This window comes from Streptomyces sp. NPDC087428 (genome assembly GCF_044744085.1).
GTDB lineage: Bacteria > Actinomycetota > Actinomycetes > Streptomycetales > Streptomycetaceae > Streptomyces.
Genome location: NZ_JBIUXR010000009.1, coordinates 172847 through 185136 on the forward strand (window position 1 = coordinate 172847; position 12290 = coordinate 185136).

Consider the following 12290-nt stretch of genomic DNA (forward strand, 5'->3'; position numbering starts at 1 on the left):
ACGCGGCCCTGTTCGGTACGAGCGTATCCGCGGTACGGGCACGGTATCCGGCCGGCGCGGCGGGCAGGCTGGTTCGGACGCGGTCGCGCGACATGCGTCGCGTCCCACCTCTTGCCAGCGGGCGGAAGATCCTGAATTACTGCTCCCGGGAGGAACGACCGAATGATCGGTCGCCTGCACGGCGCACGGAAGAGGGAGATCCGCATGACGGCTCTGCTGGACGCGGCGGAACGGATGGACCGCGAGGAGCTGCGGGCGCTTCAGCTCGAACGGCTGCGGGCGACACTGCACCACGTCTACGCCCACGTCGGCCACTACAGAGCCGCGTTCGACCGGGCGGGGCTGCACCCTGACGACTGCCGCTCGCTCGCCGATCTCGCCCGGTTCCCGTTCACCACCAAGGCCGATCTGCGGGACAACTATCCGTTCGGGATGTTCGCGGTGCCCGAGGGCCAGGTGCGCAGGATCCACGCCTCCAGCGGCACGACGGGCCGCCCGACCGTCGTCGGCTACACGCAGGGCGATCTGGACACCTGGGCGGACGTGGTCGCCCGCTCGATCCGGGCAGCGGGCGGCCGCCCGGGGCAGAAGGTCCATGTCGCCTACGGGTACGGGCTGTTCACCGGCGGGCTCGGCGCGCACTACGGGGCGGAGCGGCTCGGCTGCACGGTCATTCCCGCGTCCGGCGGCATGACGGCCCGGCAGGTCCAGCTGATCCAGGACTTCCGGCCCGACATCATCATGGTGACGCCGTCGTACATGCTGACGCTCCTGGACGAGTTCGAGCGGCAGGGCGTCGATCCGCGGACGACGTCGCTGAGGACGGGGATCTTCGGCGCCGAGCCGTGGACGCAGGAGATGCGGCGCGAGATCGAGGAGCGGTTCGCGATCGACGCGGTCGACATCTACGGGCTGTCCGAGGTGATGGGACCGGGGGTCGCCCAGGAGTGCGTGGAGACGAAGGACGGGCTGCACGTCTGGGAGGACCACTTCTATCCGGAGGTCGTCGACCCGTTCACCGGCGAGGTGCTGCCCGAGGGCGCGGAGGGCGAGCTGGTGTTCACCTCGCTCACCAAGGAGGCCATGCCGGTGATCCGCTACCGGACCCGGGATCTGACCCGGCTGCTGCCGGGGACGGCACGGGTCTTCCGGCGCATGGAGAAGGTCACCGGGCGGAGCGACGACCTGGTGATCCTGCGCGGGGTGAACCTCTTCCCGACCCAGATCGAGGAGATCGTGCTCCGTACGCCGGCGGTGTCACCGCACTTCCAGCTGCGGCTGACCCGCGAGGGCCGCCTCGACGTGCTGACGGTGCGGGCGGAGGCGCGAGCGGGGGCGACACCGGAGCAGCGCGCGGCCGCCGCCGCGTCGGTCGCCGCGGCCGTCAAGGACAGGATCGGGGTCTCGGTCGGGGTGGAGATCCTCGACCCGGAGACGCTGGAGAGGTCGGTCGGCAAGTTCAGGCGGATCGTGGACGAGCGTGACCGGCCCGATAGTTGACCGGGGGCCCCGGAAGTTCCGGTGCAACGTGCCATGGGCCCAACGTGGTTGCTGTGGCAGTATGCGTCGATGTGGCGACGGCCCACAGGGGGAACGTCCGGCCCGCGTCACCTCGTCCCGCCTGTTCGCGCACCCTGCGTACTCCTCGCACGCTGCGCGCCGAAGCACTCTGGAGCGCTCCATGACGCCAGGTCCGGCCAACTCCTCGATCGTCGACACCAGCAGGCCGCACCCGGCGCGCGTCTACGACTACCTTCTGGGCGGCAAGGACAACTACCCCGTCGACCAGGAACTCGGCGAGCGGATGCCGCCCGTGGCGAAGGCCGGTGTCGCGCAGAACCGGGCGTTCATGCACCGGGCGGCCGCCTGGGCCGCGCGCAGCGGCATCGACCAGTTCCTCGACATCGGGACGGGGATTCCCACGCAGCCGAACCTCCATCAGATAGTCCAGGAGATCAACCCGGCGGCCAGGGTCGTCTACACGGACAACGACCCGATCGTCCTGCGTCACGCCGAGGCGCTGCTCATCAGCACCCCGGAGGGCGCCACCGACTACCTCGACGCCGATGTGCGCGAGCCGGCGAAGATCCTCGGCCACGCGCGGACCCTGCTCGACTTCGACCGGCCCGTCGCGCTGTCCCTCATCGCCCTGATGCACTTCGTTCCCGACGAGGACGACCCCTACGGCATCACCCGTACCCTCCTCGACGCGCTGCCCTCCGGCAGTTGCCTGGTGCTTTCGCACTTCACCGACGACTTCCTCTCCGTCGAGCAGGACAAAACCGAGGAGTACCGGTCGAGCGGGATCAGCCTGCGGCCCCGGACGCGCTCCGAGGTCGCGCGGTTCTTCGACGGACTCGACCTCGTCGATCCGGGACTGGTCACGGCTCCCCGGTGGCACAAGGACACTCCGCTCCCGCAGGACAGCGGGGTCACCGACAGCTTCCACGTCGGAGTCGCCCGCGTCCCGCGGTAGGCGTCTCAGGCGAAGCGGTCGCGCAGTTCCCGCTTGAGGATCTTGCCGCTGGCGTTGCGCGGGAGTCCGTCCACGAAAAGGATCCTCTTGGGGGCCTTGAAGTGGGCGAGCCTCTCGCGGGCGTGGCCGATCAGTTCGGCCTCCGTCGCCTCCCCGCGCAGCACGACGACGGCGGTGACGGCCTCGATCCAGCGTTCGTCGGGCAGCCCGACGACGGCTGCCTCTGCGACCGCGGGGTGGGTGTAGAGGGCGTCCTCTACCTGGCGGGAGGCGACGAGGACGCCGCCGGAGTTGATGACGTCCTTCACCCGGTCGACGACGGTGAAGTAGCCCTCCGGATCGCGTACGGCGAGGTCGCCGGAGTGGAACCAGCCGTCGCGGAACGCCTCCGCGCTCTCCTGCGGCTTGTCCCAGTAGCCCTCGCACAGCTGGGGTGAGCGGTACACCACTTCGCCGGCCGTGCCGTCGGGAACGTCCTTGCCGTTCTCGTCGACCACCCTGGCCTCCACGAAGAGGACGGGCCGGCCGCAGGAGTCCATCCGGCCCTCGTGCTCGTCGGGTCCCAGGACGGTGGCGAGCGGGCCGATCTCGCTCTGCCCGAAGCAGTTGTAGAAGGCGAGTCCGGGCAGCCGGTCACGGAGTCGCTCCAGCACGGGTACGGGCATGATCGACGCGCCGTAGTACGCCTTGCGCAGCCCGCCGAGGTCGCGACGCGCGAAGTCCGGGTGGTTGGCGAGACCGATCCAGACGGTCGGCGGGGCGAAGAGGCTGTCGGCCTGTCCGGACTCGACGAGGTCGAGGATCCGGTCCGCGTCCGGGGAGTCCAGGACCGTGTTCTCGGCGCCGACCGCGAGGTAGGGCAGCAGGAACACGTGCATCTGCGCGGAGTGGTAGAGCGGCAGGGCGTGGACGGGCCGGTCGACGGCGCGCAGGTCGAGGGCGGTGACGGCGCTGACGTACTCGTGGACGAGGGCGCCGTGCGTCATCATCGCGCCCTTGGGGAGCGCGGTGGTCCCCGAGGTGTACAGCAGCTGGGCCAGGTCGCCCGCGGCCGGTTCGTGGCCGGCCGTGAAGGCGCGCGGTGTGGCCAGTTCGTCCAGGAGGGAGTCCGGGGCGTCGCGCAGCGCCCGGACGGGGTAGCCGTCGGGGACCCGGCCGGCGAGGTCCGGGTCGGTGAGGACCAGGGAGCTGCCGGACTGGCTCAGGATGTACGCCAGGTCCTCGCCCGTGAGGTTCTGGTTGACGGGGACGTGGACGAGTCCGGCGCGGGCGCAGGCGAGGAAGCCGATCAGGTACGCGTCGGAGTTGTGGGCGTAGGAGGCCACCCGGTCCCCCGGCCGCAGCCCGTGTCCGTCCATGAGGACGGCGGCCGCGGTACCGACCGCCTCGTCGAGTCCGCGATAGGACCAGGTCCGGTCGGCGTACCGCAGGGCGGTCCGCTCGGGGGTGCGCCGTGCGCTGCGGGTCACGACGCCGTCCACTGTGCTGCTTCGTACACCTGTCATGGCGTGATCCTGTGCGGGCGGGGCCCGGTGGTCAAGGGCCGGGATACCGGGCGGGATGTCGCGGGAGGTGCGGGCAGGCCCGCCCGGAGCGTCAGGGGCTGATCGCGAGGAAGACGAACGCGGCGAAGATCGAGAGGTGGACGCCGCCCTGGAGAAGGGTGGCGCGTCCCGGTACGACGGTCAGCGCGCCCACCACCACCGTCAGTGCGAGCAGCACCATATGGGTGGCGCTCAGTCCGAGGTGGAGGGGGCCGGACAGCCAGATCGAGGCGAGTGCGATGGCCGGGATGGTCAGGCCGATGCTGGCCATCGCGGAGCCGAGTGCGAGGTTGAGGCTGGTCTGGACGCGCTCGCGGCGCGCGGCCCGGACGGCGGCCAGGGTCTCCGGGAGCAGGACCAGCAGGGCGATGATCACGCCGACGACGGCCTGGGGCATTCCGGCGGCCTCCACCCCTGACTCGATGGCCGGGGACACCGCCTTCGCGTCGCCGACGACCGCGACCAGCGCCACCAGGAGCATGGTGAGGCTGAGTGCGGTGGCTCCCCTGCCGGGCAGTGGCGCGCGGTGGTCGTCCTGCTTGGGCCTGCCGTCCTGGGTGAGCGGGAGGAAGTACTCACGGTGTCTGACGGTCTGTACGGCGACGAAGAGGCCGTACAGGAGGAGGGAGGCGACCGCGGCGAAGGCGAGCTGGGCGGTGGAGAACTCGGGCCCCTTCTTGCCGGTGGTGAACGTGGGCAGCACCAGGCTGAGGGTGGCCAGGGTCGCGACGGTCGCCAGAGCCGCCCCGGAGCCCTCGGCGTTGAAGACAACCACCCGGGTGCGGACCGCCCCCACCAGCAGGGACAGTCCGACGATGCCGTTGCAGGTGATCATCACCGCGGCGAAGACGGTGTCGCGGGCGAGCGCGGACGTCTTGGGTCCGCCGTCCACCATCAGGGTCACGATGAGCGCCACCTCGATCACGGTCACGGCGACGGCCAGGACGAGCGATCCGAACGGTTCACCGACCCGGTGGGCGATCACCTCGGCGTGGTGCACGGCGGCCAGGACGGCGCCCGCGAGGCAGAGCGCGATCACGGCGACGGCGAACGGCGACGGCTCGCGCCCCCAGCTGAGGATCAGCGCGACGGCTGCCACGAGCGGCACGACCACGGTCCACCGGGTCGCCAGTGACCGGATCGTCATGCTCGTGTTCATGGGCCATACGCTGCCAGAGGTGGCCGGGGCCCGCGCGGTGGGCGGGCCCCGGCAAAGACGTCAGGCGCGTCCCTCCCAGTAGGGCTCGCGCAGACGCCGTTTGTACAGCTTGCCGTTGGGGTCGCGGGGCATCGTCGTGATGAAGCCGAGGGTCTTGGGGCGTTTGTACCCGGCGAGCTGCCCTTCGCAGTGGCCGAGGATCTCGGCGGCGAGCGCGTCACCCGCCTCGTGCCCCTCCGCGGCCTCGACGACCGCTCTGACCTCCTCGCCCCAGTCGGCGTGCGGAATGCCGAAGACGGCGGCGTCGGCGACCGCGGGGTGGGTGAGCAGCGCGCTCTCGATCTCGGCGGGGTAGATGTTGACCCCGCCCGAGATGATCATGTCGATCTTGCGGTCGCGGAGGAAGAGGTAGCCGTCCTCGTCGAGGATGCCGAGGTCGCCCACGGTGAAGAAGTCCCCGATGCGGTTCTTCCTGGTCTTGCCCTCGTCCTTGTGGTAGCTGAAGCCACCGGTGCTCATCTTCATGTAGACGGTGCCGAGCTCGCCGGGTGCGAGGCGGTTGCCCTCGTCGTCGAAGACCGCGAGTTCGCTGATCGGCCAGGCCCGGCCGACGGTGCCCGGTTTCCGCAGCCAGTCCTCGGCGGTGGCGAAGGCGCCGCCCCCCTCGCTGGCCGCGTAGTACTCCTCGACGCACTGGCCCCACCAGTCGATCATCGCCCGTTTGACGTGGTCGGGGCAGGGGGCCGCCCCGTGGATGGCATGGCGCATCGCCGTGACGTCGTACCTCTGCTTCACCTCATCGGGGAGGGCGAGGAGGCGGTGGAACTGGGTGGGGACCATGTGCGTGTGGGTGCAGCGGTGGGTGTCCATCGCCCGCAGCATCTCCTCGGGCGACCACTTGTCCATCAGGACCAGTGGGTGGCCGATGTGCAGGGCGGCTCCCGCGAACTGGAGGACCGCTGTGTGGTAGAGCGGTGAGCAGACCAGATGGACGTTGCCGTCGAACGGTTTGATGCCGAAGATGCCGAGGAAGCCGCCGAGGTAGGTCTCCTCGGGAAGCTTTCCGGGCAGCGGGCGCCGGATGCCGCGCGGCCGGCCGGTGGTCCCGGACGTGTAGTTCATGACCCAGCCGAGGGTGCGTCCCTCCGGGGGCGATACCGGCCGGTTCTCCAGCAGTTCGGTGTACGGGCGGAAGCCTTCGACCGTGCCGACGGCGTAGCGGTGGCTCGCCGGCAGTTTCGCCTCGTCGGCGGCGGCGGTCGCGGCGTCCGTGAAGCGTTCGTGGGCGATGAGCACCTTGGCGCCCGAGTCGGAGACGATCCAGGCGATCTCGGGGCCGACGAGGTGGTGGTTGACCGGGACGAGGTAGAAGCCGGCCTGCGAGGCGGCGAGGTAGGCGGTGAGGAACTCGACGCCGTTGGGCAGGACGACGGCGAAGGCGTCGCCCTCCTCCAGGCCGGCCGCGCGCAGTCCGTGGACCATCCGGTTGGCATCGGCGTGCAGCCGTCCGGCCGTCCACTCCTCGCCGTCGGGTGCGATCAGGACCGTACGGTCGGGGTCGGCGGTGGCCTGGGCCCAGAAGCCGTTGGGCGGCTGGTTCATGCGGTGCTCCGTCCGGCGATGCGGTTGATCCGGTCCACGGCACGTTCGAAGCCGCGGGTCAGGTCGTCGAAGACGGCCTGCACGCTGCGTTCGGTGTTCATCCGGCCGACGATCTGGCCGACGGGGGTGCCGAGCAGGGCGCCCGTCTCGTACTTCTGGATACGGGAGACGGCCTCGGCGACCAGGAGGCCCTGGAGCGGCATGGGCAGCGGGCCGGGGCCCGACGGGTCGTCCCAGGCGTCGGTCCACTCGGTACGCAGCTGACGCGCGGGTTTACCGGTGAGGGCGCGGGAGCGGACGGTGTCGCCGGAGCCCGCGGCGAGGAGTTTGGCGGTCAGGGCCCGGGAGTGCATGTCGGCCTCCTCTGTGGTGAGCCAGAGGGAGCCGAGCCAGACGCCCTGGGCGCCGAGGGCGAGCCCGGCGGCGACCTGTTCACCGCTGCCGATGCCGCCCGCGGCGAGGACGGGGAGCGGGCCCACCGCGTCGACGACGTCCGGGACCAGCACCATGGAGGCGATCTCCCCGGTGTGGCCGCCGGCTTCGTAGCCCTGGGCGACGACGACGTCGATGCCCGCGTCCGCGTGGTGCCGGGCGTGCCGGGCGCTGCCGGCGAGGGCGGCGACCAGTACGTCCTGGTCGTGGGCGCGGGCGATGACGTCGGCGGGCGGTGAGCCCAGCGCGTTGGCGAGCAGCTTGATGGGGTAGCCGAACGCGACGTCGAGCTGGTTGCGGGCGACCTCCTCCATCCAGCCGGTGATGCGCCAGCCGGAGGCCTCGCCCTCGGCGAGTTCGGGGACGCCGTGCTTGGTGAGGGTGTCCTGGACGAACTGCCGGTGTCCGGCCGGGATCATCGCCTCGACATCGGCCTCGCTCACGCCCTCCACCTTCTTCGCGGGCATGACGACGTCGAGGCCGTAGGGCTTGCCGTCGGTGTGTTCCTGCATCCAGTCGAGGTCGCGTGCGAGGTCGTCGGGGGCGGTGTAGCGGACCGCACCGAGCACGCCGAATCCGCCGGCCCGGGTGATGGCCGCGGCCACCGCGGGGAACGGCGTGAAGCCGAAGATGGCGTGCTCGATCCCCAGTTTCTTGCTCAGCTCCGTCTCCATGGGCGGCAGGATGCCGCAGTCGGACAGCCGAAGGAAGAGATTTTCTGATGCAGTGTCAGATTCTTTGTGGCTCCAGGGGCCTCCGGGGCGGCGGAGGGTGACAGTACCCTCTGGTTCGGCAAGAAGTTTCAGGACCGGAAGAGATTTCGAAAGTTACTTTCACGCAGTGGGAAGGGGTTCCGGATGACCGAGGACACGGCGGGTGCGGGCATCAGCCGACGGAGGCTGGGCGGTGGGATGCTGGCCCTGGGCGGTGCACTCGCCCTGGCGCCGATTCCGTTCGCGGAGCGGGCGTCTGCCACGGAGTCGGGGGCGGGGTCGTCGGACATGCGCACAGGAACCGCGGCGGGTTCACCGTCCGGGCAGAACCGGCCGACGCTGCGGCGCGGGTCCGCCGCCCGCGCCGGGCTGCTTCAGGAGCCGCTCGACCAGTTGGTCACGGAGGCCGAGAGATATCTCGCCGACTCCCCCGGGCATCCCTGGTACGCGGGTGCGGTGCTGCTCGCCGGGCGGGGCGGGACGGTCGCGCTCCAGCGGCCGATCGGCAAGGCGCTGCGCTACGCGGCGTACGACGAGAAGACCGACACCGGTGTGGAGTTCCCGCCGGAGCAGCAGATTCCCATGGCGGAGGACACGGTCTTCGACCTGGCGTCGGTGTCGAAGCTGTTCACCTCGATCCTGGCCGTGCAGCAGATCGAGCGCGGCAGGCTGGAGCTGGAGGCGACCGTCGCCTCTTACCTCCCCGACTTCGCCGGGGGCGGCAAGCAGGACATCACGATCCGTCAGCTGCTCACGCACACCTCGGGCTTCCGCGCCTGGATTCCGCTCTACTCGGCGCCCACCCGGGAGGGGAAGCTCGCGCTGATCTGGAACGAGGTGCCGGCGAGCCCGCCCGGCACGGTGTACCTCTACTCCGACCTCAACCTGATCTCGCTCCAGCTGGTGCTGGAGAAGATCACCGGCCGCACCGAGGACGTACTGCTCCGCGAGCAGATCACCGCTCCGCTCGGGATGCACCGCACCCGCTACAACCCGCCGGCTTCCTGGAAGCCGAAGATCGCCGCGACCGAGGACGCGCGACCGCCGTGGTCCGGGCTGGACCGCGGGCTGGTCTGGGGCGAGGTGCACGACGAGAACGCGTACAGCCTCGGCGGCGTCGCCGGTCACGCCGGAGTGTTCTCGTGCGCCTGGGACCTGGCGATCCTCGCCCGCACGCTCCTCAACGGCGGGGTGTACGGGCGCGCGAGAATCCTCTCCGCCCACTCGGTGGACCTGCTGTTCACCGACTTCAACACGGCGTTCCCCGGTGACGCGCACGGCCTCGGCTTCGAGCTCTACCAGCACTGGTACATGGGGGCGATGGCCACCCCGCGCACGGCGGGCCACACCGGATTCACCGGCACCAGCCTGGTCCTGGACCCGACGACCGACTCGTTCCTGATCGTGCTGGGCAACTCGGTCCACCCGGTGCGCAACTGGCGCTCCGGCAGTGCGCCGCGCGTCGCCACCGCCAACCAGATGGCGCGCGCCGTCGCGGTCCCGCCCGCCCGAGGCCGTACGGCATGGTTCTCCGGTCTCGCCAGTGCGTCATCGGCCACACTGGCACTGCCGCCGCTGACTCTCGCGTCCTCGCGCGCCCGGCTGAGCTGCGCCCTGTGGTGGGACACCGAACCGGACTCCGACTTCCTCCTCCTGGAGGGTTCGGCGGACGCCGGGGCGAGCTGGCAGCCGGTGCCCTTCACCACCGTCCCGACGTCGCAGGACCAGCGGCCACGGCCCGAACCCCATCCGGCCGGCTCCGTCTCCGGCTGGTCGGGCCGCGTCTGGCACCGGCTGGACGCGGACCTGTCGGCGTGGCACGGCACCGAGGTGCGGCTGCGCTGGCGGTACGCCACGGACCAGCTGTACGTCGGCCGCGGGGTCTACGTCGACGCGATCCGGGTCGAGGACGGCGGCCGCACGGCCTTCGACGAGGGCCGGCCGGGCGACGCCCGGCGCATCGAGGCGAACGGCTGGTCCCCCTCGGCGAACTGACGTGAACCGACGCGGCCCGGCGCCCGTCCGGGTCGCGGACGGTTCACGGACCGATCGCCGACCGATCAGCATCGGGCCGGATCAGGCGGCGGAGCGCTCGCCGGGCAGGCGTCGGCGCAGTCCGGCCTGCCCGACGGCAGGCGGGCCGTAGGCCATGTCGAGCATCCCGACATCGGTGCTGGGAGGCACGAGGGCGTCGATCCGGCCGGAGACCTCGTCGCTCAGCACGGCCCCCGCGCCCGCGAGGAGGTCGTCGAAGTGCTCCATGGTGCGCGGGCCGATGATCGCCGAGGTGACGCCGGGACGGGCGATGGCGAACGCCATCGCCCGGTGGGTCAGCGACATCCCGGCGTCCCGGGCCACGGGGACGAGCTGTTCGACCGTGTCGAGCCGGCGCTCGTCGGTCAGGTGCCGGTGGCCGCGGCCCGCCCGGAGGCTGTCGGTGGCCCGGCCCTTGCGGAAGCGGCCGGTGAGCAGACCCGGCCGGCCCCAGGGAAACTGACCGGAAGATTTTGTACGCCGAAATATTTCGCCACAGAATTACCTGAATTTCTGGCCGCACATCACGCACAGCGATAGCCACGCGAGAAAAACGCAGGTGGTCCGCGATACGCATGGACACGTTCTGCTATCGCAAGGAGCAATCACCGCTTTGACCAGACAGGCTTTCGGAGTACTTTCGTAACTCTCGGATGCGAATGTACGCATCCGTCCCCTCGATCACGCATCCACACCACCCGGCGCCACACATATGACCAGGTCAGCGCGCCTCATCGGGGCATACGAGCAGTTCACCCATTCGAAATATTTCGGAAATGTGGCGTTGACGCGTCTTTCCGGCGCGCGCATACTCTCCCTCGCTCCCCGCACCACCCGACCAACCGGAAGAAGGTGTTGGAACGTGATCGTCCATTTCCCACCCGGTGGAGAACCCGCACGCCGGTCGCTGCGCTCCCGGGCGCGAAGAGCATTCACCCTCGCCACGGCGGGAGTTCTCACCGCCGCCGGAGTCCTGTCACTGGCGGGCACCGCCGACGCCGCGACCACGCTCGGCGCCTCGGCCGCCGCCAAGGGCCGGTACTTCGGCACCGCCGTCGCCGCGGGACACCTGGGCGAGTCCGCGTACGCCTCGACCCTGGACACCGAGTTCACCATGGTGACACCGGAGAACGAGATGAAGTGGGACGCCGTCGAGGGCACCCGCGACTCGTTCGGCTTCGGCTCCGCGGACCAGATCGTCAGCCACGCACAGGGCAAGGGCATGAAGGTCCGCGGCCACACCCTGGTCTGGTACTCCCAGCTGCCCGGCTGGGTCGGCGGGCTCGGCGCCGACGATCTGCGCGCGGCGATGAACAACCACATCACCAAGGTGATGGACCACTACAAGGGCAGGATCTACGCCTGGGACGTCGTCAACGAGGCCTACCAGGACGGCGGCAGCGGAGCCCGGCGCAGCTCACCCTTCCAGGACAAGCTCGGCAGCGGCTACATCGAGGAGGCCTTCCGCACCGCCCGCGCCGCCGACCCGGCCGCGAAGCTCTGTTACAACGACTACAACACCGACGGGCAGAACGCGAAGAGCAACGCGGTCTACGCCATGGTGAAGGACTTCAAGCAGCGCGGTGTGCCCATCGACTGCGTCGGCTTCCAGTCGCACTTCAACAGCAACTCCCCCGTCCCCGGGGACTACCAGGCCAATCTGCAGCGTTTCGCCGACCTCGGCGTCGACGTCCAGATCACGGAGCTGGACGTCGAGGGCTCGGGTTCGGCGCAGGCCGCCGACTACACCAAGGTCGTGAACGCGTGCCTGGCCGTCTCGCGCTGCGCGGGAATGACCGTGTGGGGCGTCACGGACAAGTACTCGTGGCGGAGCGCCGGCACCCCCCTGCTGTTCGACGGCGACTACGCGAAGAAGCCGGCGTACACCGCGGCACTGACGGCATTGGGCGGTTCCGGCGGTGGGGGCGGCGGCGGCACGGGTGGCGCCACCTGCACGGCCACGTACGCCAGGACGGACACCTGGGGCGACCGGTTCAACGGGCAGGTGACGGTGCGGGCGGGGAGTTCCGCGATCAGCGGCTGGACGGTTCCGGTGACGGTGACGTCCCCGCAGAAGGTCTCCGCCACCTGGAACGGCACCCCGTCCTGGGACAGCAGTGGCAACGTGATGACCATGAGGCCCAACGGCAACGGGAATCTGGCCGCCGGAGCCTCGGTGTCCTTCGGGTTCACCGTCATGACGAACGGCAACACCTCGGCGCCCGCCATCGGCGCCTGCACCGCCTCCTGATCCACGTTTCCGGGGGCGGCCACTCGGTGGCCGCCCCCGGAAGCGTGCCCGGTCGCCGCCGCGAGGGCGCCCCCTCACG

8 protein-coding genes and 1 pseudogene are annotated in these 12290 nt (G+C 70.5%); 4 read left to right on the forward strand and 5 right to left on the reverse strand.

Annotation, left to right across the window (positions count from 1 at the left end):
* Positions 1–204 precede the first annotated feature (204 nt).
* Positions 205–1500, forward strand: coding sequence for a phenylacetate--CoA ligase PaaK (paaK, locus tag ACIO3R_RS20450; RefSeq protein WP_402107420.1), 1296 nt, complete (start codon positions 205–207; stop codon positions 1498–1500).
* A 181-nt stretch (positions 1501–1681) separates the two neighbouring features.
* Positions 1682–2476, forward strand: a complete 795-nt coding sequence (locus tag ACIO3R_RS20455) for an SAM-dependent methyltransferase (RefSeq protein ID WP_385029672.1) — start codon at positions 1682–1684, stop codon at positions 2474–2476.
* Between the two features lie 5 nt (positions 2477–2481).
* On the opposite strand, the gene ACIO3R_RS20460 is transcribed toward ACIO3R_RS20455, so the two are convergent.
* The 4 genes from ACIO3R_RS20460 to ACIO3R_RS20475 form a co-directional block, all read right to left on the reverse strand.
* Entirely contained in the window at positions 2482–3981 is a 1500-nt protein-coding gene (locus ACIO3R_RS20460; protein WP_402107423.1) for an acyl-CoA synthetase, read from the reverse strand.
* 91 nt (positions 3982–4072) lie between these two features.
* Entirely contained in the window at positions 4073–5179 is a 1107-nt protein-coding gene (locus tag ACIO3R_RS20465; RefSeq protein WP_363021898.1) for an ionic transporter y4hA, read from the reverse strand.
* 60 nt (positions 5180–5239) lie between these two features.
* Positions 5240–6781: an acyl-CoA synthetase gene (locus tag ACIO3R_RS20470; RefSeq protein ID WP_402107429.1), complete on the reverse strand. Its 1542-nt coding sequence runs from the start codon at positions 6779–6781 to the stop codon at positions 5240–5242.
* The gene (locus ACIO3R_RS20475) at positions 6778–7887 is read right to left on the reverse strand and encodes a nitronate monooxygenase family protein (protein ID WP_362959322.1); all 1110 of its coding nucleotides are present in this window, start codon (positions 7885–7887) and stop codon (positions 6778–6780) included. Before ACIO3R_RS20475 ends, ACIO3R_RS20470 begins: the two co-directional genes overlap by 4 nt.
* Positions 7888–8070: 183 nt before the next feature.
* Between ACIO3R_RS20475 and ACIO3R_RS20480 the strand changes: the two genes are divergently transcribed.
* A complete protein-coding gene (locus ACIO3R_RS20480; RefSeq protein ID WP_402107432.1) occupies positions 8071–9921 on the forward strand; it encodes a serine hydrolase in 1851 nt (616 codons plus the stop codon).
* 81 nt (positions 9922–10002) lie between these two features.
* Here ACIO3R_RS20480 and ACIO3R_RS20485 read toward each other — a convergent pair.
* Positions 10003–10401: pseudogene (locus ACIO3R_RS20485) on the reverse strand (aldo/keto reductase); the annotation flags it as partial.
* Positions 10402–10867: 466 nt separating this feature from the next.
* Between ACIO3R_RS20485 and ACIO3R_RS20490 the strand changes: the two are divergent.
* Positions 10868–12211, forward strand: coding sequence for an endo-1,4-beta-xylanase (locus tag ACIO3R_RS20490; protein ID WP_402107814.1), 1344 nt, complete (start codon positions 10868–10870; stop codon positions 12209–12211).
* Positions 12212–12290: the final 79 nt, after the last annotated feature.

Excerpts from the sequence above, each read along its gene's own strand:
- paaK (WP_402107420.1), top strand. The coding sequence starts at position 205 with ATGACGGCTCTGCTGGACGCGGCGGAACGGATGGACCGCGAGGAGCTG.
- ACIO3R_RS20455 (WP_385029672.1), top strand. The coding sequence starts at position 1,682 with ATGACGCCAGGTCCGGCCAACTCCTCGATCGTCGACACCAGCAGGCCG.
- ACIO3R_RS20460 (WP_402107423.1), bottom strand. The coding sequence starts at position 3,981 with ATGACAGGTGTACGAAGCAGCACAGTGGACGGCGTCGTGACCCGCAGC.
- ACIO3R_RS20465 (WP_363021898.1), bottom strand. The coding sequence starts at position 5,179 with ATGAACACGAGCATGACGATCCGGTCACTGGCGACCCGGTGGACCGTG.
- ACIO3R_RS20470 (WP_402107429.1), bottom strand. The coding sequence starts at position 6,781 with ATGAACCAGCCGCCCAACGGCTTCTGGGCCCAGGCCACCGCCGACCCC.
- ACIO3R_RS20475 (WP_362959322.1), bottom strand. The coding sequence starts at position 7,887 with ATGGAGACGGAGCTGAGCAAGAAACTGGGGATCGAGCACGCCATCTTC.
- ACIO3R_RS20480 (WP_402107432.1), top strand. The coding sequence starts at position 8,071 with ATGACCGAGGACACGGCGGGTGCGGGCATCAGCCGACGGAGGCTGGGC.